Origin of the sequence: Vogesella sp. XCS3 (genome assembly GCF_020616155.1) — a bacterium.
In the GTDB taxonomy this organism is placed as follows: Bacteria; Pseudomonadota; Gammaproteobacteria; order Burkholderiales; family Chromobacteriaceae; genus Vogesella.
Genome location: NZ_CP085530.1, coordinates 1,174,546 through 1,199,246 on the forward strand (window position 1 = coordinate 1,174,546; position 24,701 = coordinate 1,199,246).

Here is a 24,701-nt window from a genome sequence, read left to right on the forward strand (position 1 = left end):
GTGGTCAATATGAACAAGAGCTCCTGGCCGATAGCCAGTATCTGTAGCTACCCCGCCTGTCTGCAGCAGGAACATATTCCCGCCCCTTGCCTGCAACAGTTTCGCCAACCGGGAGCGGGCATCGACAAAGCGGCTTGCCTGGCTGCGCTGGTCAGCCATCTGCAAACCGAACAGACACGCTGCCAGGTAGCCTTATTTGATGGTGACCTGGTGAAAGCCTACCTGCTAAGCGAAATCAGTAGCCGCCACCCGGTAGCACAAGCTCGTCATGGTCTGGCAGCCGAAGGCTACGCGTTTTCCAATATCCATTCGCTGGCCGAAGCCACCAGCTACCCACGCGAAACGGTGCGCCGCAAGATACTGCAGCTAATTGCAAGCGGCTGGGTAACCCGGCTAACAAATGGCGGCCTGTTGCTAAACCCGACGCGTCAGCCCGAATACCACAAGCTGCTGCTTGAGCAAGCCCGGCTGGTAGCGATCACGGCAAACAAACTGCGCATACTTCAAACTGCAGGCGTAAGCGACAAACGCTAGCCCACATCACGATACAGGCAACACAACACCTACCAGCCAAGCTTCTAGCCAAATCTACAGGCAACACTACGTGAACCAATTGTGCCAACCGGGCTGCGACACCCATGCAAATGCATTCACAGAACGCAAACGCCAAGAATGGGGCACAGCAAACCACTCAATAGCATATTGAAAATACACATTGCCAATTTGACAAAATAATTGGTATTTATGGCTATTTATTTTTATTTATTTGAAATGAATAAGTGAAATACGGCAAAAAAGAAGCACAAGCACAACCAAGCAACCACTCGCAGCGCGCTACACTAGCAAACAGACAGGTCCGCCATGGTGGCGCCTGAGGATGCTTAAATCATGAATAAAAAAATCTGGCCACAAGTCAGCAAATGCACTTACCCCACCTGCCTGCTACAAGACAACATACCCGAGTACTGCATGACCGCTTTTCAACAAGCAGATACCCACGCGCTCAATACAGCGTGCAGGGTTGCCCAAGTCAATCATCTGTATACCACCCAAATCCGTATGCAAACGAGACTGTTTGATGGCGATTTGATCAAGGCGTACTTGCTCAGTGAAATCAGCAGCCGCCATCCGGTTGCGCAAGCTCTGCCCACAATGGCGGCAGAAGCCTACGCATTTTCCAATATCCACTCGCTGTCGGAGGCAACCGGCTATCCTCGGGAAACTGTCCGCCGGAAAATCCTGCAAATGATCGAATCGGGCTGGGTCACTCGCCTGGATAATGGCGGCTTGCTGGTAAACCACGAAAAACAGGCCAGCTATCACCAGATCCTACTGGCTCAAGCTAGCCTGATTACACAAACGGCCGCGAAACTCGACAGGCTACGAAGCACTACGATAACGGCTGGCACATAAGCTCACCCAAGGCCTGCGCCGGCATTGGCCGGTGCAGGTAAAAACCTTGCACCAGGCCACACCCCATATTGTGCAGCAGTGTCAGCTCTTCAGCCTCCTCTACCCCTTCGGCAATCACCATCAGTGATAGCTCTTGCGCCATCGCAATAATGGCAGCGGTCACCTTGCAGGCACGTTCATCATGGGTCAAACGCGCTACAAATGAGCGATCCAGCTTGAGCCGGTCAAATGGATAACTGTGCAAATACGACAGGCTGGAATAACCGGTACCAAAGTCATCGATGGCTATGCGGTAGCCAGCCGCTTGAAGCTGGTGCATCCGCGCCTGGGCAGCATCCTGATTACCCAGCACTGCACCTTCGGTGATTTCCAGCACCAGGACGGATGGTGACAAACCAGCCTCTTGTACCAATGCCGCCAGGTCACCGACAAACTGCGGGCTATCAAACTCTGCCGCTGAAACGTTCAAGGATAATTGCAGAGACAACCCTTGCGCGTGCCAGCCACGTAGCGCCGCCAGCGCCTTGCGCCTTACCTGCTGCTCAAGCCCCGGGAGTAAGCCGGCGGCCTCGGCAACCGGCAAAAAGACCGAGGGTGACATCATGCCGCTATCGGACGGCCAGCGTACCAACGCCTCGACGCAGACAATCTGGCCAGTAGCAATATCAACAATTGGCTGAAAGAAAGGCAGTAGCTCGTCAGCTGCAATGGCCTGGCGCAAACGGGCCTCCAGCTCAAGCTCTTGCCGGTAGCGTGGTGCATGCTGCTCGCTGTAGAAGCGCACCCCGCCCCGTTGACGCATTTTGGCTTGTTCCAAGGCGATGTCAGCCGCCTTCATGAGCTCACTGGCATCATCGGCATCATCAGGAAACAGTGCCACCCCCATGGATCCCCCTACCACCAGACGATTCCCACCTGCCGCCTCCAGCGGTGCCAGCAGGGCCTGACGCAGCTTCTCCAGCACACCGGGCAATTGATGCGGCTCAGCACCATCTTCTACCACGATGGCGAACTCATCGCCCCCCACGCGGGCCACGGTCCAGCCATCACCCAGGCTATCGAGCAAGCGGCGGCCGAATTGTGACAACACCCGGTCACCACTGCTATGCCCCCAGGCTTCGTTGATTATCTTGAAATGATCCAGCCCAACAAGCACCAGTGCCAATGGCTGCTGGCTGAACTGCGCACGACGTAAGGCTTGCTCCAGACGATCCGCCAGCAGTAGGCGGTTGGGCAGATTGGTCATGGAATCATACTGAGCCAGCCACTGCATGCGTGCCTGCATTTGATGGCGCTCACTCACGTCGCGCACTATTGCGGCAATGCCACCTGCAGGAAGCGGGCTAAGGGTAATTTGCAGCAACACCTCGGTGCCGTCTTTTTTCACCCCGCGCAAAGTGGGCCGCAGCCCCATGCTGCGCCCGACAGGCGACGCCACATAATTAGCCGTTACATGGCGGTGAGCGGCACGCAAGGCTTGCGGAATCAACACATCTACCGCCTGACCAGTCAGCTCCTCAACACTGTAGCCAAACATATTGGCCCCCTGCTCATTGACAGCCAGAATTTGCATCTGGGGGCTGACAACCAGCACACCATCGGCAGAGGCAGCAAAAAGCAGGCGGTAGCGCGACTCTGAATAATCGGCCGCGTCTAGCATGCGGTTGATTTCCTGCCCCAGCAGCACCAGCTCCTGCGGCCCGACCGGCTCGGTACGCAAGCTTGCCTCGCCTTTTCTTACCCTGAGCACGAAATCGGTCAGCTGATGGATGCTACGCAACAGGTAGCGCACAAAAAGCCAGCCACAGGCCACAGCAAGCACCACGGCGGCAAGCATGCTCAGCGTCAATGGCAAACTTTGCTGCTGTAAAAACTGGTGTACGGTAGCGTGCGGCATGGTCACCTCCACACGCCAGGGCGCATTCACCAGATCACGCGACACCAGCAGCTGGTCTTCTTCACGCCCGCCAGGCAAAGCCGATGCTTGCAATAACTGGCCACCAGCACTGTGCACACGCCAGGACACACTGGGTGGCAACCAGGCGGGGGTGGCTGGCTTGACCAGGTGCTGCAAGTCCAGCGCCAGAACAACCTGACCTTGCAGCGTGCCCGCGGCATCACGCAAAGGATGTGACACCACCACTACGCGGCGCCGAGAAACAGGCGTCAGCATAGGCTCGCTTACCGCTATTGATTGCCTGGCCAGCAAATCTTTCAGTTCGGGCAAATGATGCGCACCCATATGAACCACGCCCTCTACAGGCGTTGTAGAACATACGACTTGCCCGCTGGCTTTTAGCGTAACCATATTGCTGAAGCCATTGGCAGCCAGCAAAAACTGCTGCATCGCCCCGACCGGACAACGAGCGTCGTCCAGCGAACGTGCCCAGTCCGTTTCTGCTAGTGCTGCCGCTACGCGGCGCCCCTGCAACAACTGGGCATCAAGCAGCTGTTGCTGCTGCAAAGCAAGAGAATCAAGCTGCTGCTCTACCGCTTCGTGCTGCGCTTTCCAGCCACTGTATACCAGCCAAAGCAGCGCCAGGACTACCGGGAAAAGCACTGCCAATAACGTTCGCAATATGTGCTGAGAGACCTTCATCTACTACCCATCAATGCTGAATCGGATGGGTCAATTGTGACGTGGCCACACGGCACAGGCATGCAAACACAACCCAAATTGGGCGCTCATGCCTGGCCCGAATCTGCACGATGAAAAAGCAACTCAAAAACAAGACTGTCCGATAAAACAGCGCGCCCGTCCAATAACACGGCGATGTCCAGAAAACGGTTATGCGCCCGGATTAGCTGCTCTGCAAACCGTATTTCTTTACCTTGTCGAACAGCGTGGTTTTCGGGGTACCCAGTGCCGCGCTGGCCTGGGTCATATTGCCGCCATGGCGGCGTAACGCTTCTACGATCAGGCTTTTCTCGTAGGCTTCCACGGCGTCGGACAGGCTATGATTCACGCTTTCGCCGCCACTGCCCTTGAATACCGGCAAGCCCAGGGCAAAGCGCTCGGCCACGTTACGCAGCTCGCGCACATTTCCTGGCCAGTCGTGCGCCATCAGCTGGCTCTGGGTTTTGCGATCCAGCCCGCTGGGTTCGCGGTCGAAGCGCAAGGCAGCTTGCTGCAAGAAGCAGTCGAACAGCAGCGGGATATCCTCGCGCCGCTCGCGCAGCGGTGGCAGCTCCAGCGTGACCACATTCAGGCGGTAGTAAAAATCGGAGCGGAACTTGCCCTGCTGCGACAACTCGTCTAAGTCGTCCTTGGTGGCGGCAATCAGGCGGCAATCCACCGCCACCGACTGGTTGCTACCCAGGCGCTCCAGCTTGTGCTCTTGCAACACACGCAGCAGTTTGATCTGCAGGTTGATGGGCATGGACTCGACTTCGTCCAGAAACAGCGTGCCCTTGTTGGCGTGCTCTATCTTGCCGATACGGCGCTTGCCGGCACCGGTAAAGGCATTGGCCTCGTGGCCGAAGATTTCGCTTTCGAACAGGTTTTCCGGCAGGCCGCCACAATTGATGGCCACGTACTGGTGGTCTTTGCGGCGGCTGAAATCGTGCAGGCAACTGGCCACCAGCTCTTTACCGGTACCGGTTTCGCCATTGATCAGCACGTTGGCCGAGGTGTCGGCCACGTTCAGCAGCAGCTCGCGCAGGCGGCGAATACCGTCGGAGCGGCCGATGATGCGCTGCTCCAGCGACTGGCGGCCATCGAGCTGGCGGCGCAGGCTGGCCACCTCCAGTGTGAGGCGGCGCTGTGCCAGCGCGCGGCGCGCCACGTCTACCAGCTTTTCCGGCGAGAAAGGCTTTTCCACAAAGTCGTAAGCACCGTCTTTCATGGCCTGCACCGCCATGGCGACGTCACCGTGGCCGGTAATCAGCACCACCGGCAGCTGGCGGTCGGCCTGCAACAGCCGGTCCATTAGCGTGAGCCCGTCCATGCCGGGCAGGCGGATATCGCTGATGACAATGCCGGGCACCATGCCCGCTTCGATTTTCTGCAATGCCAGCTCGGCACTGGCGCAGCCGACTACCGGGATATCTTCCAGCAGCAGTGCCTGCTGACAGCCCAGCAATACGTGCGGGTCGTCCTCGACAAACAATACGGTCAGATCATCATGCATGGTGAGCGTCCTCCCCTGCGTACAGGGGCAAGGTAAGGGTGAATTCGGCACCACCGCTGGCCGACGCGCCGGCCTTGAGCGCGCCGTCGGCCGCCGCTGCCAGGCTGGCCGACAGTGTCAGGCCCAGGCCCAGGCCACGGTCTGCCGGCTTGGTGGTAAAAAACGGTTCGAACAAATGCTGCATGACGTGCTGCGGCAAGCCGCAACCGTTATCGCTAACCGCCAGCGCGTAGCTGCTGCCTTCCTGGCGGCCGCGCAAAACGATGGTGGGCTCGGAACGGCCCTGTAGCGCATCCATGGCGTTGGCCAGCAGGTTTACCAGAATCTGCTCCAGCCGCGTCTGGTCAATCGCCAGCTCTACATCTTGCAGCTGGTTGATCACGGTGACCGGCTCGCGGCTCAGGCGCGGGTGCAGCAAAAACAGCGCGGCGTCTACGCCTGCGGCCAACCTGGCGCGCCCGCCCGCGTGCTCGGAACGGCGCGCAAAGGAGCGCAGCGAGGCGGTGATCTTGCCCATACGCTCTACCAGCTCGCCGATGGTCTGCAGGTTGGCCGCAGCGACATCGTGCGCGCCGCGCTGCAGGAACTTGACGGTATTGCCCGACAGGGTACGCAGCGCCGCCAGCGGCTGGTTCAGCTCGTGGGCAATGCTGGTGGACATCTGGCCGATGACCGCCAGTTTACCGGCCTGGATCAGCTCGTTCTGGGTTTTGCGCAGGCTTTGCTCGGCCAGCTCGCGTTCGCGGATTTCGGCGCGCAGCCGGTCGTTACTGGCTTTCAGATCGGCGGTGCGTTCGGTAATCCGACGTTCCAGCTCGCTGTTGGCTTCTTCCAGCGCCTCGCGCGCGGCCAGCTTGGTAGCCAGCGCCTTGCGCCGCTCGTTCATGGCAATGATCAGCAAGGTAAGAAACGCCACGATAGCCGCCGACAGCATGGCATGCGTCAGCGCCGCGCTACGCACGTCGTTCAGCGGGCTGAGCATGGTGAGCTGCCAGCGCGTGTCGTTGAGCGTACGCGATTGCATCAGGTAGCGGTGCACACGCAGCGGGTTGGCCGCATCGCCCACGCCCCACTGCTCGACGCCCGGCGACAGCGTCACGCGCTCTGCCAGGCTCAGGATGGGTAGCGGCGACCAGTGGTATTGCAGGCTGCGCGCCAGCTGCTCGCGCCGCTCGGCGCTGATGGGGTGCAGCGCACGCAGGTACCAGTCAGGGTTGGTAGACAGGATTACCACGCCGTTTTCGTCGGTAACCAGCGCGTTGGAATTGGCCTTGCGCCAGCCCTGCTCCAGCTGGCTTAGCCGCACCTTGGCCACCGCCACACCGATAATGCGGTCACCGATGCGCAAGGGGCTGGACAAGTAGTAGCCGGGCTCGCCGGACAGGCTGTCCAGGCCATAAAACTGGCCCTGCCCCCCCGCCATGGCCTCGACAAAATAGGGCCGCTGCGACATGTCTTCGCCCACCGAGCTATCGTTGCGCCGCCAGTTGCTGGCAGCCAGCACCCGCCCGCTGCCATCCAGCACAAACAGCGCCAGCGTGCCGCTGCGCGTGCTCATGCCGTCCAGGTACTCGTTAACCTCGCGCCGCAGCGTGGAAAAGTTATCGACCTCGGTACGGATGCCCGGGTTGTCCTGTTGCAGCAGCTGGCGCGTTGCCGTATGCAGGCCCAATAGCCGCGGTAGCCAGATATAGCGCTCGATCTCGCTTTCTACCCCGCGCGCGTGCAGCTCCAGCTGGCGGTTACCGCTTTCGCGCAAGGCTTCGGTACCGGCACGAAAGGAAATGCGGTACGTCATCAGGCTGAACAGCAGCACCAATAGCAGCAGCACGCTGACCCACACCAGCGGTTTGCGTATTCGGGAGGTAATCATGTCGAGAAGTAGCCGGAACATGTGCAGAGATCCAAGCGTTCTATCACACCCTGCAGCCAGCGGCCAGATCGCGCAGTAAGGAAGGGAGAAGATGGGCCGTGAACCGCCCCGCAGCTGTCACCGCTGCGAGGCGGCCCGACGACGTCCGGTCGTTGCCGGATTGTGGTTTTTGCTCTATCCCGAGGTGTTTTTATTGGCCGCATTCGGGTATCGGCTCTAGCCCTGTATAAGCAGATTGCAGGCCAGCTTTTATCGCACCAGTCACCTTATTAAAAAACAAAGACTTAACAAAACCAGCTCGCCCTTTACACGCCGGTTTGCCGTACAAAAACCCGCCTGGCGTTCGGAAAACCGACCAAATGCCAAGCCAATAAGCCTGACCCAAAGCAACACCGGCACACAATTACTTAGCCGCCGGTAGGGAAGTGAAGGTATTCTCACAGCAACAAGCAAAATTCAAACAATTACGCTGGATGGAGCACTAGAACATGTTTGGCAATCGCAAGAAAATCGACGCCCTGCAAGCCCGCATTGACGAGCTGGACAAAGAAAAAGCCGCGCTGGCGCGCGAGCTGCAAGCCTGCCAGAGCGCTTATCAACAATGCCAGCAGGCACAGCAAGAAGAACAGGTTAACCAGTCCAAACGTGCGGTGTACCGCGAACCATTTGGCGAGTTCTGTGAAAGCACGGCCTCCATCCGCCAGTCGTTTGCTGCACTGGCCGAAATGATGGAAACCAAGTTTGCGCTGGCCACCGATGCCATTTCCAGCCTGCACCATACCCGTGGCGCGGTAGACACCCTGGCCGAGAGCTTTACCCGTATTGCCGATGCCCAGCAGCAAACCGCGCAGCAAATGGATACCCTCAGCAGCAAAACCGGGCAGATTCGCCAGTTTGTGCAACTGATCAAGGATGTAGCCGACCAAACCAACCTGCTGGCACTGAACGCTGCCATCGAAGCCGCACGCGCCGGCGAACAGGGCCGCGGCTTTGCCGTAGTAGCCGACGAAGTACGCAAGCTGGCCGAACGCACCAGCCAGGCTACCAACGAAATCGCCAGCCTGGTGACCGACGTGGAAACCGCGTCCAACAACACCAAGCAGCAAGTAGGTGAAGCCGCCGAACAGGCTGAAGGCTACCGCAACACCGGCCTGGAAATCGCCACCGCCATCAAGAAGCTGGTCAGCGACAGCGAAGCCATGGCCAACGCCATTGCCAGCGGCACCAACACCAGCTTCATGGAAGTGGTGAAGCTGGACCATATCGTGTTCAAGCTGGATATCTACAAGGCCTTTATCGGCTACCACACCCTGAACCCGGATCAGGTTTCCAGCCACCGCAACTGCCGCCTGGGCAAATGGTATTTCGAGGGCCGCGGCCACCACGAGTGCCGAGGCACCCACAGCTACACCCAGCTGGATGCCCCGCACGAACGCGTGCACGAACAAGGCCGCAAGGCACTACAGGCCTTCTACGCCGGCGACTTCAGCACCGCCACGCGTGCACTGCACGATATGGAGCGCGCATCGGTAGAAGTGATGGACTTGCTCACGCAGATGGAAGTCATCCCCTGCCAGAATAAAGTCTGAGCCTGTCACGCACAGCACGCCCGGCAGCCCATGGCTAGCCGGGCTTTTTCATGCCGGCAATGGCTCGGCCAGTGGCAGCAGGCCATGATGCCGGCGCGCACGCTGGCACTGCGCCGAGCCCTCTTCTACCTGGTGGCACGGGCTGGGCCGCTGCGGGTAAATGGCACAGCTTACCTTGCGGCCAACCTCGCCTTGCAGTGCAGCACAACGAGGTGCGGCAGACCAGGTACCGCGCATGCAGCGGTGAAAACTATCGACTTTTTCAGTCAGGTGTACCGGCACGCTGCCGCCGCCATCTTCGGCTTCGGCCCAGTAAAAAGACACACGAAACGTGGCGCAGCAGGCGCCGCAATCCAGACAGGCAGACATACGCTAAGGGCTGTAACAGCAGCAAAATGATCGGACGATTATTTTTTTCGCCCGCCGCGGTCCGGTCAAGCCCCTTGTCACACGCTGTCACATAGCCGGTACAAAAGCGTAGCAGAGCAGCCGCACGCGCCGGCCTACACTGCCAGCATCAATTGCAACAAGGAAACCACCATGCGCCACCTCCTCCCGCTAATCGCCCTGGCTCTGGGTAGCCTGAGCGTCCAGGCGCAAGCCAACGACCTGCACAGCGTTATCGTAGGCGCAGCCACCGGTGCGGCCGGCGCAGCCATCGGCCAAAGTGTTGGCGGCCGTGACGGTGCCATCATCGGTGGCGCTATCGGCGGTGCCACCGGCGCGGTCATCGCTGCCAAGAACAAACCGCAGACTGTGGTGGTACAGCAGCCAAGCCGCCCGGATTACCGCAGAACCGAATACCAGCCGCCACACGGCAAAGCCTGGGGCCACAAAAAGCACGGCCACAAGCATCGCGGCCCCGGCCACTACCGCGATCACGACGACTGAGCGCTATCCCGCCTGCGCTTGACACCCCCCTCAGCAGCCCGCACCATGCGGGTTGTTCTGTTTTATCGAATACCCGCCTACCCATGTGATGCCCTCCTGACACCGTACTGACTACTCGCCCCGATCGGGGTGCGGCTACGCTATTCAGGAAGACATCATGTTCCCTATTTTCTGGCGCGCATTGTGCGCGCACGCCTGGCTGCGCCGTTTGTGCGCGGCACTACTGCTGAGCTCCATCGGCAGCGGCCTCTGTTTCATTGTCGTTTACACCGAATTACTGGCCCGACAGGCCGCCCCCGCCACCCTGGCGCTGAGCTTTGTGCTCTCCAGCGCACCCGGGCTACTGGGCAGCCTGCTGGGCGAGCGGCTATTGCGCCGTAGCGATTGCCGCTATGTGTTAATGCTCGGCGAACTAGCCGGGATGGCCGGCTTGCTAATGCTTTGGCAAGGGGTAGCCTCTTCCGCCACCGGCTGGCTTCAACTGGGTACGGCCATGGCTACGCTAGGCAGCGGCATGGCGCTGCCGGCACTGGCGCATTATGGCAAGGCAAGGTTGGCCGCACACGAGCTGCCCGCAGCCGCCTTGCTCGACACCCTCGCCTTTGCCTGCCACGTGGTCATGGGCGTCGGTGCTGGCGCCCTGCTGCACGGCTTGCTGGGCAACGCGTGGCTATTGCTCCTGGCTGCCAGCAGCTTTGGCGGGGCGGTGATACTGCTGGCACTCATCCCCGCACAAGCGCTAGCCCATCACATCGCCATCCAGCCTTTGCCCGCCAGGCTGGACAACAGGCAGCGCCGTGCCTTGGCTATCTTGCCGGCGCTGGCTGCCGTGGGTGCGCCGGCCATGGCATTGTTACCGGCGCTGTTGCCGCCACATAGCCAGCAGGCGCAGCAGGTGCTGCCTCTGCTGTTTGCCCGCAGCCTTGGCCAGCTGTGCGGGCCGCTGCTGGTGAGCAGCCAGCAGCTGGGCCGGCACAACCGTGGCCTGATGCTGGGCTGCCTGGCCGGCTTTTCCGCCTGCTATCTGGCCATTGCCTGGCTGCCATGGCCAAGCCTGGCCTTGTTACTGGTGTTTGCTGCCCATGTGCTGTCGAATGTGGTGTTCAGCCTGGGCTGGCACGGCCTGCTGCAGACGTTCGACAAACAGCATACTGCCGCCGCCAGTGCGCGCAGCTACCGTAAGCAGGTGCTGGTCGCGGCTATCAGCAGCTTGCTGGCGGGCGGGCTGGCCAATCACATCGGCGCAGCCAGCGCCTTGCTGGTGTGCTGTGCGGCAGGCTGGCTACTGGCTGCCTGGCTCACGCGACAGGCATGAAAAAGCCCCGCCAGCTGGCGGGGCTTTTTTCGGCGGATCAAAGGCTTAAGCCTTTACCACCTTGGCAATGGCTTCGGCCACGTAGCCGATGTTCTTGCTGTTCAGTGCTGCCAGGCAGATACGGCCGGTAGATACGGCGTAGATGCCGAACTCTTCTTTCAGGCGCTCTACCTGGGCCACGGTCAGGCCGGTGTAGCTGAACATGCCGCGTTGCTTGATCACAAAGCTGAAGTCCTGGCTAACGCCCTGCGCCTGGATGGCTTCCACCAGTGCAGTACGCATGGCGCGGATGCGATCGCGCATGCCGGCCAGCTCGTCTTCCCACTGCTGGCGCAGTGCCGGGCTGGACAGTACGGCAGCCACTACGGCACCACCGTGGATCGGCGGGTTGGAGTAGTTGGTGCGGATCACACGCTTGAGCTGCGACAGCACGCGGCCGGCTTCTTCCTTGCTGGCGGTTACGATGGACAGTGCGCCTACGCGCTCGCCGTACAGCGAGAAGCTCTTGGAGAAGGAGCTGGACACGAAGAACTGCAGGCCGGAAGCGGAGAACAGGCGCACGGCTACGGCGTCGGCTTCGATACCGTCGGCAAAGCCCTGATAAGCCATGTCCAGGAACGGCACCAGGCCTTTTTCGCGGCAGGCGTTTACCACTTCCGCCCACTGGGCGTCGCTCATGTCGGCGCCGGTCGGGTTATGGCAGCAGGCGTGCAGCACGATGATGGAGCCGGCGTCCAGACCCAGCAGGAAAGCCTTCATGGCAGCAAAGTTCACGCCACGGGTTTCTGCGTCGTAGTACGGGTAGTTTTCCACGGTGAAACCGGCCGACTCGAACAGCGCGCGGTGGTTTTCCCACGACGGGTCGCTGATGTACACCTTGGCGTCCGGGTTCAGGCGTTTCAGGAAGTCGGCACCGATCTTCAGTGCGCCGGTACCACCCAGGGCTTCGGCGGTCACCACGCGGCCGGACTCAGCCAGCTCGCTACCGGTACCGAACAGCAGGTTTTGTACGGCCTGGGTGTAGGCTGCCGGGCCTTCGATAGGCTGGTAACCACGCGGCGGCATGGCTTCCAGGCGGGCTTTTTCGGCGGATTTTACTGCGGCCAGCAGCGGGATTTTGCCGTTGTCGTCGTAATAAACGCCCACACCCAGGTTTACTTTGACCGGGCGGGTATCGGCGTTAAAAGCTTCGTTCAGACCCAGAATCGGGTCGCGCGGTGCCATTTCTACGGCGGCGAAAATCGAAGAGGACATGCAGGGCTCCATGTGATGGCAAAACATGCCGGCCCGCGGTACGGGTTGGCCGCACAGGCTGGCACGCAAGAAGAAACCGGATGGCGAAAGTCTACCACGCACCCTGCTGTTGCGCTGCGACAAGCGCCTTGACGCATCACCCCTGCCGTTGCAGCAAAGCCAGCAAGCCCGGCACATCCTGCCACGTAACCTGCATGGCAGGCAGGGTGACATTGCCCGGCATGGCCACATCCTGATGCATTGTTTCAAATCCGCCCATACGCCGGTACACCGCCCGCGCCTGCGCGTTTGCCGCCAGCACGTACAAGAATAGCGGCTGCTGCGGCCAACCCTGCTGTGTTTCGGCAGCCGCCCACGCCATCAGGCGCTTGCTCAGCCCCAGGCCCTGAAACGCCGCCAGCACGTGCAGGTTGTCCAGATACACCCCCTTGTCCGGCTCGGCGCCCGGCCACAGGCAGACAAAACCGGCAGCCACACCGCCCACCTCGGCAATGGCGATGCGGTAGCTACCCGCCGGCTCGGCCAGCCGCGCGGCCCATTTGGCGGCCATGAAATCGCCCAGCTCGTCGCGCAGAAATGCCGCCGGCAGCTGGCCGGCGTAGGCGTGCTGCCAGCTACCGGCGTGCAGGCTGGCTAGCAAGGCATCGTCGCCGGGGCCGGCGGGGCGCAAGCTAATGTCGGACATGGTGACTTCCCCTGTAGCAGTAGAAACAGCCATGCTACCATCGCGCCTCGGCACAGAAACATCAAACAATAATCATGCACATTATTCGACTGCAGGACTGCCCGCCCAGCACCTGGAAAAACGGCGGCGGCAGTACCCGCCAGCTACTGGCCTACCCGCCCGGGGCCAGCCTGGATAGCTTTACCTACCGCGTCAGCGTGGCCGAAGTCGACAGTGATGGCCCGTTTTCGCACTTTGCCGGCGTAGACCGCAGCCTGGCCATACTGGAAGGCGACGGCCTGGCGCTGATGAACGGTGCCCAGCTATATGGCACCCTGCTGGCGGGCCAGCCGCCGCTGGCATTCGACGGCGCCTTGCCGCTGGCCGGCCTGCGCCTGGGCGGCAAGGTACGCGACTTTAACGTGATGAGCCGGCGCGGCCTGGCCCGCCACCACTGCCAGCAACGGGTGATGGATGCGGGCAGCCACCGCCTGATGCTGCCAGCGCGTAGCCTGCTGTTTGTCGCCAGCGGCCAGCTGCAATGGGGCGACCACACGCTGCACAGTATGGAGGCCACTTGGCTGGATGAGGCCACCGAACCCACCCTGCACTGCGCACAGCCCACTACCCTGCTGCTGGCCAGCTTCGCCCTGACAGATGGCAACCATGACTGAGGTCGCCTCGCCCTGCATCAAGCAGTGCAAGCTGGACGATAGCCGCCGCTACTGCACCGGCTGCCTGCGCACGCTGGATGAGATCACCGGCTGGTCCAGCGCCAGCAACGCACAAAAGCAGGCGGCGCTGGACCGCATCGCCAGCCTGCGCCAGCCCCTGCCGGTGCGCCAGCTGCACTGCACGCAATGCGGCAGCGCCTTTGCCTGCGGCACGGGTGGCCGCCAGGGCGGCTGCTGGTGCGCCGACCTGCCGCCACTGGCCAGCCCTGCCAGCGCCAGCGGCGACTGCCTGTGCCCGGCCTGCCTGCACCTGGCGGCGGCAAGCCGCTAAAGCACACGCCAAAAAGCCCTGCGGCCAACCAGAACAAGGTTGGCCGCAGGGCTTTTGTCTTTGCTACGCCAGGCCGGGTCAGCGCAGATGGCGGGTGAGGCTGCCATCAAAACCGCATTCCGCCAGCAGCCGCATCGGCTCGTCGGGGCGGGGTTCCACAAACACCGCCAGCGCAGCCACGTCTGCCTGGAGCAGGCCGTCGAAATGCGCGGCTGCCGCGCGCTCGATGGCCGCCTGCAAGGCCGGCTCGCGGCTGAGGCGCGCCAGCGTCAGGTGAAAACAGAACTGGTCCAGTACGTAGGGGTAGCCCCAGGCAGCGTGCAGCTCGGCTTCGCGCGGGCTCAGGCCGGGGCGATCCGGCGCCGGTGCCCCCTGCGGCAGCAGCTGGCGCACGCAGCGCTCGGCCAGCGCGTCTATGGCAGCTGTGTCGCCCGCCACACGCAGCACGGTGGCGTCGCGTAGCGTGCCTACCTGCAAGGGCAGCGAAAAAGGCGTACAGGTGGCGGCCAGGGCGGCAACCTGTTGCAGCAGCTGTGCCTCGTCCACACCGTCGGCCAGCCGGAACGGCGCCTTCAGCGTGGCGTGCCAGCCGTAATGCGCGGCGCGGCGCGTCAGCGGCGACAAACGGGCGAGCAGCCCCCCGGGCAGCGCGGGCGGCAACAGGGTAACGCCACGGGCGGCGTCCCAGCCCAGCCATTCGCTGCCGGCGCGCCACAGGGCGCTGCGCGGTGCGGGCGCGTAATAGATGGCATAGCGCATCGTATCTTCACAAAAACGTCAAACAAGGGCCGCTACCCTACTCCAGCCACCAGCTGTATGGCAAAAAAATGCGGCCAACCTTTGCGCCAGGTTGGCCGCACGCCATGCCATGCCGTGTTTAACGCTGAGGATTAAGCGCCTTGCTGATGAAATGGCGCGGCACGCGGCTGCGTGGCACGCGCATCTCGAACCACTCGCGCACGTCGGCGTCCAGGCCAATGCCGTGCATGTAGTTGTACAGCGCCTTGTTCAGGCCACGGCCCAGCGTGTCGTGGTCGGTACCGGTGGGGTCGATGAAACCCACATCGTTCTTGGCAAACGTCACTTCGGGCAGCGGGATCAGCTTCACGCCGTACTCGTCCGGGTTCTGCCCCACCGGCGAGTGTACGGTACAGGCAAAGCGGTGGAAGAAGCCGCTCTGGATACAGCCGTTCTCGAACAGCTGGCGCACGTACTCCAGCGCGTCCACCGTGTCTTGCACCGTCTGGGTGGGAAAACCGTACATCAGGTAGGCGTGTACCAGGATGCCGGCCTCGGTAAAGCCCTGCGTCACGCGCGCCACCTGCTCTACCGACACGCCTTTTTTCATCAGCTTCAAGAGGCGATCGGACGCCACCTCCAGCCCGCCGGAGATGGCGATACAGCCGGATTCGGCCAGCAGCTGGCACAGCTCGGGGGTGAACGATTTTTCAAAGCGGATATTGCCCCACCACGAAATCGACACCTTGCGCCGCAGCAGCTCCTCGGCCAAGGCGCGCAGCATCTTGGGCGGCGCGGCTTCGTCTACAAAGTGGAAGCCGGTCTGGCCGGTTTCGGCAATGATGGCCTCGATGCGGTCCACCAGCGTCTCGGCGGATGCGGTTTCGTAGCGCGAGATGTAGTCCAAGGTCACGTCGCAAAAGCTGCACTTCTTCCAGTAACAGCCGTGCGCTACGGTCAGCTTGTTCCAGCGGCCATCGCTCCACAGCCGGTGCATGGGGTTGAGCATGTCCAGCAGAGACAGGTAACGGTGAATCGGCAGGCCGTCCCAGGTGGGCGTGCCGACTTCTTCGAACGGGATATCGGCCTCCATCATGTTGATGTAGCGCACCGCGTCACCCTCGCGCACATAGGTGCGCACCAGGCGGCTGATACCGCGCTGGCCTTGCAGGTGCTCGATCAGCGCCAGCAGCGGCTTTTCGCCATCGTCCAGCGTGACAAAGTCGAAATAATCGAACACACGCGGCTCTTTCAGCTCGCGCAGCTCGGTATTGGCAAAGCCGCCGCCCAGCGCGGTGCGGATATGCGGCCAACGTGCCTTGATGGTTTGCGCAATACGGAAGGCGGCGTACACCGAACCGGGGAACGGCACCGACAGCAGCACCAGGTCGGGCTGGTGGCGCTCCACCGCCGCCACCGTGAGGGCGGCCAGCATATCGTCTACCAGCGTAGGCGGTGCGGCCAAGCCTTTGGCCAGCGGCTCGAAGGTGGGCTGGCTCATGGCCAGCGATTCGGCGTAGCGCACGAACTCGAAGCGGCTATCGGCGGCGTCGCGCACCACGTCGGCCAGGTCGTTCAGGTACAGCGTGGCCAGGTGGCGGGCGCGGTCGTAGCTGCCCAGCGCGCCAAACGCCCAGGCCAGCGGGTCGCCGCCGTACGGGTCGTCTGGGTCCACGTAGTTGTCCAGCGCGGCAAAGCGCGCCCCTTCCGGCAGCAGGCCACGGCTGCAAATGCGGTGCGCCAGCGTACTGTCGCGCCCCTGCAAAAAGGCAATGACGCGGTCGATGGTGGCCAGGTATTGCTCGAAGTTGTCCACGAAGAAACGCACCTGCGCGCTGCGCTTCTTCGGCGCGATGGTGTCGATACGCTGGCGGATAGCCTGCAAGCCATCGATCGAAAACAGCTGCAGCACCAGCGCCAGCGCCAGATCCTCCTGCACCGCCGTCACCCCGCGCGCGCGCAAAAAGCCGGTGATATAGGCGGTGGACGGGTAAGGCGTATTCAGCTGCGTCATCGGCGGGATCAGCGACAACACGCGCACACTGGCGATCTGGGACATGGCAGGCTTCCGGTAACAAACGAAGGCGGGCAGCCGTGGCTGCCCGCAAAAACTGGCGCGATTGTCGCATGTTTTGGCCACTTGCGGGCGCCTGCGGCAGCTGCGGTATCATGGCCACCCCAAGCCCCTAGCCTATGCGACACGCCATGCCCCACTTATATCTGGAATACAGCGACAACCTCGCCAGCTTCGACGCGGCTACCGCCCTGCAGCAAGCCAACCTGGCACTGGAAGCCAGCGGCCAGTTCAGCGAGATCGACATCAAAAGCCGCGCCTATGCCGTAAGCTGCTATCAGGTCGGCACCGCCAGCGACCCGCAGCGTGCCTTTATCCACGCCCGGCTGGCTATCCTGGAAGGCCGCAGCGAGGCCGTACAGCAAACGCTGGCGCAGCAGGTGCTGGACACGCTGCTGGTGCACTGCCCTGCCGACCCGGCGCTGGACGTGCAGGTGTCGTGCGAAATCCAGCAAATCGCCCGCGCCAGCTACGCCAAGCAGCACCGCCAGAAGCAGGGCTGAGCGCAGCCACCTTGCTTGCGGCCAGCCTGGCGCAGCGCTATCATGCCCGCCGGGTCTGCAGTTCACCCAGGCGTCGCCGGTACCGTTACCACGCTAAACCTGCTGTCTTGGCTTTCTGCTTGGCTCGAACCCGTGCCAGGCCGCAACGGCGACCAGCGGCAGTCTTCCGACTTTGGCACGCAGACAGGATTCGACCATGTCTCGTACGCTTCATCCCTTTTACAGCCCCGACATTTCCGCCCTGGCGCGCTCGCTCAAACAGCAATGGGCCGCCAGCGACGGCACGCCCGGCCACCTGCAGCTGCTGAACATGCTGGCCCGCGCCAGTGGCTACCACAACTTCCAGCACTGGCTAGCCGCCGCGCCCACCGCCACCGCACCCGATACCCCGCGGCCAACCCTGCGGCAGCACGACGCGCTCACCCAGCGCCTGCTGCGCCACTTTAACGCGCAAGGCTGCCTGCAGCGCTGGCCAAAAAAGTACAGCGAGCAGCAGCAATGCCTGTGGGCGATCTGGCCGCAGCTGCCAGGGCGCGGCCAGCATGGCGAGGCGGTCATCAACGACGCCCTGCGTCTGGCGCAAACCTTTGGCGACCACGTGCTGCTGCGCCGCGAGCTGGTAAACCACGGCCTGCTGGCACGCACGCCCGATTGCCGCGTCTACTGGCGGCTGGACCACGTGGTGCCAGCCGAGCTGCAGCCCTTGGTGGCCGAAGTGAGCCGCCGCCGGCAAGCCGGCTGATGGCTAAGCGCTAGCCACGAAAAAGCCCTGCCTTGAAAAGGCAGGGCTTTTTTGCACCAGCGGCCAGAGTTGGCCGCATGGCACGGCTTAGACCAGCTGGCGCGCGGCGGCGATGACGATATCCACCGCCGTGGTTTCCGACGCCTTGATCTGCGTGGTGTCGGGGATTTCCTGCTGCGTGCGGTTCACCAGCACGCCCGCCACCATACCGGCGCGCAGGCCCATGGTGGCGCACATGGTCAGCAGCGTGGCCGATTCCATTTCGTAGTTCATCACGCCCATCGCCTGCCATTCTTGCATGCTGCCAACGAAGTGCTGCACCACGCGGCCGCTGTAGGTGTCGTAACGTTCCTGGCCAGGGTAGAAGGTATCGCTGGACGCGGTAATACCCACGTGCACGGCCTGGCCGGCGTCACGGGCGGCGTTCACCAGCGCGGTGGTGCAGGCAAAGTCGGCCACCGCCGGGTAGGCCAGCGGCGCAAAGTGCTGGCTGGCGCCATCAAGACGTACCGCGCCGGTGGTCACCAGCACGTCGCCCACATTGATGTGCGGCTGGATGGCACCGGTGGTGCCCACGCGCAGGAAGGTGCGCACGCCCAGCTGCGCCAGCTCCTCTACCGCGATGGAGGTGGATGGGCCACCGATACCGGTGGAACACACCACGATAGGCTTGCCGTCGATTTCGGCCAGCCAGGTGGTGAATTCGCGCTGGGTAGACAGATGGCGCGGGTTGTCGAGCTTGCGGGCAATGCGTTCAACGCGTGCCGGGTCGCCCGGAATGATGGCCAGGGTAGCGCCCTCGAGCTGGGCGCGGGTCAGGCCCAGGTGGAATACATCGGATGGGGTATCGCCGTGGGACACGGGGTCTCCTCTCGTGAAAACGTGAGGCCCGCGGTAGCAAGACGTGTGCAGCCGCGGGCCAGAAACAAAAAGCGTCACACCCGGCGGGCGGGCATGACGTGATGGCTCTTTTTACCTGAAGTTGGCCGCAAATTGAAGTGCTTTTTATCGGCTGACACCTTTCAGCCACACTCGCTTGATAAGGCAAGAAAAACTGGCTAGCCCCACAGCCAAAAAAAACGCCCTGGGTCACAAGACCACAGGGCGCCCAAGGAGGCGTTACACAGTGTTGTTTCAGGCAGCCGGCGCGCTGCTGCGGATCAGGTGGTCGAAGGCGCCCAGCGCAGCTTTGGCACCCTCGCCCATGGCGATGATGATCTGCTTGTACGGCACGTCGGTCACGTCGCCGGCGGCAAATACGCCAGCCACACTGGTGTCCTGGTGGCGGCCGGTAAGGATCTCGCCACGGCTACTGAGCTCGATGGTGCCTTTCAGCCAGTCGGTATTGGGCAGCAGGCCGATCTGCACGAAGATGCCTTCCAGTGCGATATGGCGTGCCTCGCCGCTGACGCGGTCGGTATAGGCCAGGCCGTTAACCTTGTTGCCGTCGCCGGTGACTTCGGTGGTTTGCGCCTGCAGGATCACCGTCACATTGGGCAGGCTGCGCAGTTTGTTTTGCAGCACAGCGTCGGCGCGCATGGTGTCGCCGAATTCCAGCAGGGTAACGTGCGACACGATGCCCGCCAGGTCGATGGCGGCTTCCACGCCGGAGTTGCCGCCGCCAATCACCGCTACGCGCTTGCCTTTGAACAGCGGGCCATCGCAGTGCGGGCAGTAGGCCACGCCCTTGTTGCGGTATTGCTGCTCGCCCGGCACGTTCATTTCGCGCCAGCGCGCGCCGGTGGCGATAATCACCGACTTGGCTTTCAGCGTGGCACCGCTTTGCAGCTGCACTTCGGTCAGGCCACTGGCGCTTTCGCTGGCGGCAATCAGCTTGCTGGCGCGCTGCAGGTTCATCACGTCTACGTCGTACTCTTTGACGTGCTGCTCCAGCGCCATGGCCAGTTTCGGGCCTTCGGTCTCTTTTACCGAAATGAAGTTTTCGATGCCCATGGTGTCCAGCACCTGGCCGCCGAAGCGTTCGGCCACCACGCCGGTGCGGATGCCTTTACGGGCAGTGTAGATGGCGGCAGCGGCGCCGGCCGGGCCACCGCCAACCACCAGTACGTCGAAGGCGTCTTTCTGTGCCAGCTTCTCGGCGTCGCGGGCGGCGGCGCCGGTATCGAGCTTGGCCACGATTTCTTCCAGCCCCATGCGGCCCTGGCCGAATACTTCACCGTTCAGGTACACGGTGGGCACCGACATGATCTGGCGGTCGTTGACCTCGGCCTGGAACAGCGCGCCGTCGATCATGATGTGGCGGATGGCGGGGTTCAATACCGCCATCAGGTTCAGCGCCTGCACCACGTCCGGGCAGTTCTGGCACGACAGCGAGATGTAGGTTTCGAAAGTGAACTCGCCTTGCAGGTCTTTTACCTGCTGGATCAGCTCCTGCCCGGCCTTGGACGGGTGGCCACCCACTTGTAGCAGCGCCAGCACCAGCGAGGTGAACTCGTGGCCCATCGGCACGCCGGCAAACTGCACGCGCGGGGCGGCGTCGCCAGGGCGGGCAATGGTGAACGATGGTTTGCGGGCGTCATAGCCGTCAAAGCGGGCACTGACTTTGTCGGACAGGCTGGCGATATCGGCCAGCAGGCCGCGCACTTCTTCGTCTTTGGCGCCGCCGCCCAGGCTGGCGACCAGCTCGATGGGGTGTTGCAGGTTGGCCAGATAAGCTTGCAGTTGGGTCTTGATATTGTTGTCCAGCATGGTGTGCTCCTTGGTAACGGGTACCCGGGAAAGCGGCGTCAGGGCTAGGGTTGGCCGCAAGGCCGCTTTCCGGGGCACCCGGCATAAATGTCGGGTGGGGACGAGGCTAGCCGGGAGAGGCCGGCCAGCCGCGTCAAGGTGCCGTGCTGTCAGCCAGCGGCTGCAGCGTGGCGGGAAATCAGATCTTGCCTACCAGGTCCAGCGACGGGGCCAGGGTAGCGTCGCCTTCTTGCCATTTGGCCGGGCACACTTCACCCGGGTGGGCGGCTACATACTGGGCGGCCTTTACCTTGCGCAGCAGCTCGGCTGCGTCGCGGCCCACGCCACCGGCGTTGATTTCAACGATCTGGATCTTGCCTTCCGGGTCGATCACGAAGGTACCGCGGTCGGCCAGGCCGGCTTCTTCGATCAGCACGCCAAAGTTGCGGGAGATCAGGTGAGTCGGGTCAGCCAGCATCGGGTACTGGATTTTCTTGATGGTGTCAGACGTGTCATGCCACGCCTTGTGGGTGAAGTGGGTGTCGGTGGAAACGGAGTAGATTTCCACGCCCAGCTTCTGGAATTCCGGGTACAGGTCGGCCAGGTCGCCCAGCTCGGTCGGGCACACGAAGGTGAAGTCGGCCGGGTAGAAGAACACAACAGACCATTTGCCCAGCAGGGTCTGGTCAGTTACATCGATGAACTGGCCGTTGTGGAAGGCTTTGCTGGCAAACGGTTTGATCTGGCTATTGATGATGGACATATCGGGCTCCTTGGTTGCAGTGGTGTCGTTGTCGACAGGTGCAATCATGCCGCACAACAATAGCCAAATCCAATTGAATGATTTTTTCGGATAGTTAGATTTTCTTTATCGCCTGCCTGTGACCAGCACACCTGCACCCTGCACACACCCCCCGCGTGCCCGGCGCAACGCCATCAAGCGGTAGCACGATATACTGCCGGCATGCCAACCCTGAGCCCGCTACCGACATGCCCCTGCCCAACGCTACCCCGGCCCGCTGGCTGATGGCGGCCTGCCTCGCCCTGCCCGCCTACGCGCAAACCAGCTTGCCGCTATTCGGGCTGCTACCCGGCAGCCACACGCGCGAACAGGCACAACACACCATTCTGGCGCAGCAGGCGCATATTACGGGCGAGTTTTATGGCAATGCCCAGGAAGCATTCCTGAGCGCCGCGCCGGAAAACATCCCCAACAAGCGGGTCATCATCATGCACGTGACCATGCCGCAGCATGGCGGCAGCCAGGAGCTGCAGCTGGCCTTTCTGGATGACACGCTCTACCAGGTACGGTTTGACTACCCGGCGGGCAGCCCCATCGACCCGTTATATAGCGAGCTGACCGTACGCTATGGCCTGCCAGCCGGCCACGGCAACAAGCAGGTGGCCGCCTATAGTTGGCCGCAAGGTGCTTACACCCTGCTCCTGCAAAAACAGTTGGCCGGCGGCCACACTCTGACCTGGCAGCACAACGCCCTGGCACGGCAAGTCAGCACCACCAATACCGAGGCCTACGCCGCCCATATCCGCAGTAAAAAGCGCACCACAGGCTACTTTTGAGCTTGGTTTCACCGCGGCTCGGGCAAGCACCGCGCAAGGTTCTCGGGGCGGAACACAGAATTCACCATCTGCAGTGGCATTTATCGTATAGACATCTATAAAAAAGACATCTCCCGCTGCATGTTTCTCCTCTCCATACCCGGAGTTCGGCCCGCCACCATGGCGGGTTTTTCTTGCCGGTCACCCCGCAGCCATAAAAAAAGCCAGCCGGCGCAAACCGGCTGGCTGTGGTGACAAACCATTGCCTTAAGGTGCAGGGGGTTCTGCTACCGCATCCTTGGGCGGAATGAAAAAGTCTTTCGGCTTTTGCCAGAAGCGGCGCGCCAGCGCCGGCAACAACGGCCAGGCGTCGGTCCCTTTGAGTTTGCGCGAACGCAATGCCACCCACAGTGCCAGCATGAAGCTCACCAGCAGGTTGGTCATGCCGATCAGCAACACGCCCGCCACCGACCACAGCACCACATTCAGCGGGATCAGGTAGTCGTAGCTCACCGCCGCATACGACAGGTAGGCCGACGAGAAAGTAATGTGGCGGATATCCAGCGGCAAGCCCAGCAGGAAGCCGATGGTGCCGGTCACGCCCAGGAACAGGCCGAAGTAGAAGTTACCGGCCAGGCCGCCCAGGTTGTGCTCCACATAGCGCGCCAGGCGCTGGGTACGCGCCTCGCCCAGCAGGCGGTTCAGCCACGGCAATGCGGCCAACCTTTGCGGAATCTGCCGGTAAATGGCCAGGTTGTCGTAATAGCCGGCGATCAGGCCAGCCAGGAACAGGTACACCCCGGCAATGGCGGCGTGGAAAATGGCCGGGCTGTGCAGCGGGTCGAGGTCGGCCAGCAGGTGGGCGGCTTTTTCGGTGTTCACCACCGGCGCGCCGGTCACGCTCTGCCAGCACACGGCAATGAGCCACGCCACCGGAATGGCGGCCATCACGTTGCCGACAATGGCAATAAACTGGGTGCGCATCACCTTGGCTACCAGCTCGGCCAGCTGCGGCATATCCGGCTTGCCGCCCGATTCGTGAATCACCGCCGCAATGCGCGCCGCCGTCATCGCCGGCTGCTTGGTGGCAATGGTGAAATGCAGCACGTGCACCAGCATGAAACCCAGCGCGTAATTCAGGCCGAAGGCCAGCGCCTCCCAGATCAGCGGCAGGTGCAGCTTGGCCAGCAGCAGCTTGACCAGCGCCATGAAACCGACAATCACTCCGGCGCCTAGCGCAGCGCTGGCCATGTCTTTCCACTGTTTGCGGTCTTCGGCAATGTAATGCTCGCCGTGGCGGCCAGCGTGTTCGGTGACCTGGCGCGCCAGCATTTCGGTATTGCTGGTAAACACATCGCGCACACTGAAGCGGCGGTTGTCCGCGCGCACCAGCTCGGCCAGCAAGCCGAACAGCGTACCGTTGGCCGCCGGGCTGCTGTCAGTATCCAGCAAGCCCAGCAAGGTACGCAGGCGGCCAATATGCTGGCTCAGACGGATCAGGTGATAGGTCAGGCTTACCGACACGCCGCGCTCGTGCGCCACCTTGCGCAGGCGGGCAATCAGCTGCTCGCACTGCTCCAGCAGCACCAGCATGTGTTTTTCGTCCAGCGGCTGGCAGCTGGTATCCACCATGGCGTGGCGCGCCGATTCCACATAGCGCATGGCTTCGGCGCCCAGATGCAGAAACGGCGACTCGAAGCGCTCGATATCCGGGTAAACACGCACCAGCTCCGGCTCCAGCCCGATAGCGGTAATGCGCGCGGTCAGCACCTGCACCGCTTCCAATAGCTGCAGCCGCACCGGGTTGGCCGCAGCGGGTGGCAGCTCGTCCCAGCTCAGCGCCTGCCACAGCTCCAGCCAGACTTCCTGCGCCACGCTGCTTACCCAGCGGTAGTCTTCGGGGTGGTTGAAGATCAGGCCAAACTGGTCGGCCAGGTGGTGGGCGGAACGCGCCGGTGGTAGCAGGCGCTCGCCGATACGGCGCTTGATGGCGGTAGAAAACGGCTCGTTGGACAGCAGGCCGGTGTCGGTATACAGCTGCACCTGGCGGGTAGATCCCAGCAGGTCGAGAATGGCGCGGCGCAGGCCGGCGCGGTACTCAGGGTGGCGGCTCAGCAAATAAGTGAGCGCCCGCAGGTTGCTGGTGGCCTGCACAAAGTCGCCGGCATCGTCGGGCCGTACGGCGGCCAGCAGCTCGGCCAGCGGGCCGACCGGGCTGTCTGTACCCTGGCGGCTGGCCAGGTTTTGCAAGAGTTGATCCATGCA

22 protein-coding genes are annotated in these 24,701 nt (G+C 62.3%); 10 read left to right on the forward strand and 12 right to left on the reverse strand.

Features of this window, described 5'->3' with window-relative positions:
• Positions 1–9 precede the first annotated feature (9 nt).
• Positions 10–534 (forward strand): replication/maintenance protein RepL, encoded by a 525-nt coding sequence (locus LCH97_RS05540; RefSeq protein WP_227303918.1) that lies wholly within the window; start codon positions 10–12, stop codon positions 532–534.
• Between the two features lie 354 nt (positions 535–888).
• The gene (locus LCH97_RS05545; protein ID WP_227303921.1) at positions 889–1,413 is read left to right on the forward strand and encodes a hypothetical protein; all 525 of its coding nucleotides are present in this window, start codon (positions 889–891) and stop codon (positions 1,411–1,413) included.
• On the opposite strand, the gene LCH97_RS05550 is transcribed toward LCH97_RS05545, so the two are convergent.
• The 3 genes from LCH97_RS05550 to LCH97_RS05560 all read right to left on the reverse strand — a co-directional run bounded on the left by LCH97_RS05550 (position 1,391) and on the right by LCH97_RS05560 (position 7,437).
• Positions 1,391–3,310: a bifunctional diguanylate cyclase/phosphodiesterase gene (locus tag LCH97_RS05550; protein ID WP_227303923.1), complete on the reverse strand. Its 1,920-nt coding sequence runs from the start codon at positions 3,308–3,310 to the stop codon at positions 1,391–1,393. The two genes, LCH97_RS05545 and LCH97_RS05550, sit on opposite strands and share 23 nt — an antisense overlap.
• Positions 3,311–4,214: 904 nt before the next feature.
• The gene (locus tag LCH97_RS05555) at positions 4,215–5,543 is read right to left on the reverse strand and encodes a sigma-54 dependent transcriptional regulator (protein ID WP_227303925.1); all 1,329 of its coding nucleotides are present in this window, start codon (positions 5,541–5,543) and stop codon (positions 4,215–4,217) included.
• Positions 5,536–7,437, reverse strand: coding sequence for an ATP-binding protein (locus tag LCH97_RS05560; RefSeq protein WP_227303927.1), 1,902 nt, complete (start codon positions 7,435–7,437; stop codon positions 5,536–5,538). Before LCH97_RS05560 ends, LCH97_RS05555 begins: the two co-directional genes overlap by 8 nt.
• 467 nt (positions 7,438–7,904) lie before the next feature.
• Between LCH97_RS05560 and LCH97_RS18770 the strand changes: the two genes are divergently transcribed.
• Positions 7,905–9,005, forward strand: a complete 1,101-nt coding sequence (locus LCH97_RS18770; RefSeq protein WP_304956727.1) for a methyl-accepting chemotaxis protein — start codon at positions 7,905–7,907, stop codon at positions 9,003–9,005.
• A 48-nt stretch (positions 9,006–9,053) separates the two neighbouring features.
• Here LCH97_RS18770 and LCH97_RS05575 read toward each other — a convergent pair whose 3' ends face one another.
• Complete coding sequence (locus tag LCH97_RS05575) at positions 9,054–9,374, reverse strand: YkgJ family cysteine cluster protein (RefSeq protein ID WP_227303929.1); 321 nt, start codon at positions 9,372–9,374, stop codon at positions 9,054–9,056.
• Between the two features lie 171 nt (positions 9,375–9,545).
• Between LCH97_RS05575 and LCH97_RS05580 the strand changes: the two genes are divergently transcribed.
• On the forward strand, positions 9,546–9,896 hold the full coding sequence (locus LCH97_RS05580) for a hypothetical protein (RefSeq protein ID WP_227303931.1): 351 nt from the start codon (positions 9,546–9,548) through the stop codon (positions 9,894–9,896).
• A 157-nt stretch (positions 9,897–10,053) separates the two neighbouring features.
• Positions 10,054–11,211, forward strand: a complete 1,158-nt coding sequence (locus LCH97_RS05585; protein ID WP_227303933.1) for a hypothetical protein — start codon at positions 10,054–10,056, stop codon at positions 11,209–11,211.
• Positions 11,212–11,256: 45 nt separating this feature from the next.
• Here LCH97_RS05585 and LCH97_RS05590 read toward each other — a convergent pair whose 3' ends face one another.
• Complete coding sequence (locus tag LCH97_RS05590; protein ID WP_227303935.1) at positions 11,257–12,465, reverse strand: amino acid aminotransferase; 1,209 nt, start codon at positions 12,463–12,465, stop codon at positions 11,257–11,259.
• Positions 12,466–12,601: 136 nt separating this feature from the next.
• Complete coding sequence (locus tag LCH97_RS05595) at positions 12,602–13,150, reverse strand: GNAT family N-acetyltransferase (protein ID WP_227303937.1); 549 nt, start codon at positions 13,148–13,150, stop codon at positions 12,602–12,604.
• A gap of 74 nt (positions 13,151–13,224) precedes the next feature.
• Between LCH97_RS05595 and LCH97_RS05600 the strand changes: the two genes are divergently transcribed.
• Complete coding sequence (locus LCH97_RS05600; RefSeq protein ID WP_227303939.1) at positions 13,225–13,803, forward strand: HutD family protein; 579 nt, start codon at positions 13,225–13,227, stop codon at positions 13,801–13,803.
• On the forward strand, positions 13,796–14,134 hold the full coding sequence (locus tag LCH97_RS05605; protein WP_227303941.1) for a DUF1289 domain-containing protein: 339 nt from the start codon (positions 13,796–13,798) through the stop codon (positions 14,132–14,134). Before LCH97_RS05600 ends, LCH97_RS05605 begins: the two co-directional genes overlap by 8 nt.
• 78 nt (positions 14,135–14,212) lie before the next feature.
• Here LCH97_RS05605 and LCH97_RS05610 read toward each other — a convergent pair whose 3' ends face one another.
• Positions 14,213–14,893 carry a DUF1045 domain-containing protein gene (locus LCH97_RS05610; protein WP_227303943.1) on the reverse strand — a complete coding sequence of 227 codons (681 nt, stop codon included), beginning with the start codon at positions 14,891–14,893 and terminating at the stop codon, positions 14,213–14,215.
• A 118-nt stretch (positions 14,894–15,011) separates the two neighbouring features.
• Positions 15,012–16,931, reverse strand: coding sequence for a radical SAM protein (locus tag LCH97_RS05615; protein ID WP_227303944.1), 1,920 nt, complete (start codon positions 16,929–16,931; stop codon positions 15,012–15,014).
• Between the two features lie 146 nt (positions 16,932–17,077).
• Between LCH97_RS05615 and LCH97_RS05620 the strand changes: the two genes are divergently transcribed.
• Positions 17,078–17,449, forward strand: a complete 372-nt coding sequence (locus LCH97_RS05620) for a 5-carboxymethyl-2-hydroxymuconate Delta-isomerase (RefSeq protein ID WP_227303946.1) — start codon at positions 17,078–17,080, stop codon at positions 17,447–17,449.
• Between the two features lie 196 nt (positions 17,450–17,645).
• Positions 17,646–18,191, forward strand: a complete 546-nt coding sequence (locus LCH97_RS05625; protein WP_227303948.1) for a DUF2087 domain-containing protein — start codon at positions 17,646–17,648, stop codon at positions 18,189–18,191.
• Positions 18,192–18,278: 87 nt separating this feature from the next.
• Here LCH97_RS05625 and udp read toward each other — a convergent pair whose 3' ends face one another.
• The 3 genes from udp to ahpC all read right to left on the reverse strand — a co-directional run bounded on the left by udp (position 18,279) and on the right by ahpC (position 21,642).
• On the reverse strand, positions 18,279–19,052 hold the full coding sequence (gene udp, locus LCH97_RS05630; protein ID WP_227303950.1) for a uridine phosphorylase: 774 nt from the start codon (positions 19,050–19,052) through the stop codon (positions 18,279–18,281).
• A 273-nt stretch (positions 19,053–19,325) separates the two neighbouring features.
• Positions 19,326–20,900, reverse strand: coding sequence for an alkyl hydroperoxide reductase subunit F (ahpF, locus tag LCH97_RS05635; protein ID WP_227303952.1), 1,575 nt, complete (start codon positions 20,898–20,900; stop codon positions 19,326–19,328).
• Positions 20,901–21,078: 178 nt separating this feature from the next.
• Positions 21,079–21,642: an alkyl hydroperoxide reductase subunit C gene (ahpC, locus tag LCH97_RS05640; RefSeq protein WP_026108034.1), complete on the reverse strand. Its 564-nt coding sequence runs from the start codon at positions 21,640–21,642 to the stop codon at positions 21,079–21,081.
• 227 nt (positions 21,643–21,869) lie between these two features.
• Between ahpC and LCH97_RS05645 the strand changes: the two genes are divergently transcribed.
• Positions 21,870–22,457: a hypothetical protein gene (locus LCH97_RS05645; RefSeq protein ID WP_227303954.1), complete on the forward strand. Its 588-nt coding sequence runs from the start codon at positions 21,870–21,872 to the stop codon at positions 22,455–22,457.
• Between the two features lie 246 nt (positions 22,458–22,703).
• Here the strand turns inward: LCH97_RS05645 and LCH97_RS05650 are convergent, their stop codons facing one another.
• Positions 22,704–24,698, reverse strand: coding sequence for a site-specific recombinase (locus LCH97_RS05650; RefSeq protein WP_227303956.1), 1,995 nt, complete (start codon positions 24,696–24,698; stop codon positions 22,704–22,706).
• Between the last annotated feature and the right edge of the window lie 3 nt (positions 24,699–24,701).

What these genes read in the sequence shown, in the direction of transcription:
- LCH97_RS05540 (WP_227303918.1), top strand. Translation starts at nt 10, where the DNA reads ATGAACAAGAGCTCCTGGCCGATAGCCAGTATCTGTAGCTACCCCGCC.
- LCH97_RS05545 (WP_227303921.1), top strand. Translation starts at nt 889, where the DNA reads ATGAATAAAAAAATCTGGCCACAAGTCAGCAAATGCACTTACCCCACC.
- LCH97_RS05550 (WP_227303923.1), bottom strand. Translation starts at nt 3,310, where the DNA reads ATGCCGCACGCTACCGTACACCAGTTTTTACAGCAGCAAAGTTTGCCA.
- LCH97_RS05555 (WP_227303925.1), bottom strand. Translation starts at nt 5,543, where the DNA reads ATGCATGATGATCTGACCGTATTGTTTGTCGAGGACGACCCGCACGTA.
- LCH97_RS05560 (WP_227303927.1), bottom strand. Translation starts at nt 7,437, where the DNA reads ATGTTCCGGCTACTTCTCGACATGATTACCTCCCGAATACGCAAACCG.
- LCH97_RS18770 (WP_304956727.1), top strand. Translation starts at nt 7,905, where the DNA reads ATGTTTGGCAATCGCAAGAAAATCGACGCCCTGCAAGCCCGCATTGAC.
- LCH97_RS05575 (WP_227303929.1), bottom strand. Translation starts at nt 9,374, where the DNA reads ATGTCTGCCTGTCTGGATTGCGGCGCCTGCTGCGCCACGTTTCGTGTG.
- LCH97_RS05580 (WP_227303931.1), top strand. Translation starts at nt 9,546, where the DNA reads ATGCGCCACCTCCTCCCGCTAATCGCCCTGGCTCTGGGTAGCCTGAGC.
- LCH97_RS05585 (WP_227303933.1), top strand. Translation starts at nt 10,054, where the DNA reads ATGTTCCCTATTTTCTGGCGCGCATTGTGCGCGCACGCCTGGCTGCGC.
- LCH97_RS05590 (WP_227303935.1), bottom strand. Translation starts at nt 12,465, where the DNA reads ATGTCCTCTTCGATTTTCGCCGCCGTAGAAATGGCACCGCGCGACCCG.
- LCH97_RS05595 (WP_227303937.1), bottom strand. Translation starts at nt 13,150, where the DNA reads ATGTCCGACATTAGCTTGCGCCCCGCCGGCCCCGGCGACGATGCCTTG.
- LCH97_RS05600 (WP_227303939.1), top strand. Translation starts at nt 13,225, where the DNA reads ATGCACATTATTCGACTGCAGGACTGCCCGCCCAGCACCTGGAAAAAC.
- LCH97_RS05605 (WP_227303941.1), top strand. Translation starts at nt 13,796, where the DNA reads ATGACTGAGGTCGCCTCGCCCTGCATCAAGCAGTGCAAGCTGGACGAT.
- LCH97_RS05610 (WP_227303943.1), bottom strand. Translation starts at nt 14,893, where the DNA reads ATGCGCTATGCCATCTATTACGCGCCCGCACCGCGCAGCGCCCTGTGG.
- LCH97_RS05615 (WP_227303944.1), bottom strand. Translation starts at nt 16,931, where the DNA reads ATGTCCCAGATCGCCAGTGTGCGCGTGTTGTCGCTGATCCCGCCGATG.
- LCH97_RS05620 (WP_227303946.1), top strand. Translation starts at nt 17,078, where the DNA reads ATGCCCCACTTATATCTGGAATACAGCGACAACCTCGCCAGCTTCGAC.
- LCH97_RS05625 (WP_227303948.1), top strand. Translation starts at nt 17,646, where the DNA reads ATGTCTCGTACGCTTCATCCCTTTTACAGCCCCGACATTTCCGCCCTG.
- ahpF (WP_227303952.1), bottom strand. Translation starts at nt 20,900, where the DNA reads ATGCTGGACAACAATATCAAGACCCAACTGCAAGCTTATCTGGCCAAC.
- ahpC (WP_026108034.1), bottom strand. Translation starts at nt 21,642, where the DNA reads ATGTCCATCATCAATAGCCAGATCAAACCGTTTGCCAGCAAAGCCTTC.
- LCH97_RS05645 (WP_227303954.1), top strand. Translation starts at nt 21,870, where the DNA reads ATGCCCCTGCCCAACGCTACCCCGGCCCGCTGGCTGATGGCGGCCTGC.
- LCH97_RS05650 (WP_227303956.1), bottom strand. Translation starts at nt 24,698, where the DNA reads ATGGATCAACTCTTGCAAAACCTGGCCAGCCGCCAGGGTACAGACAGC.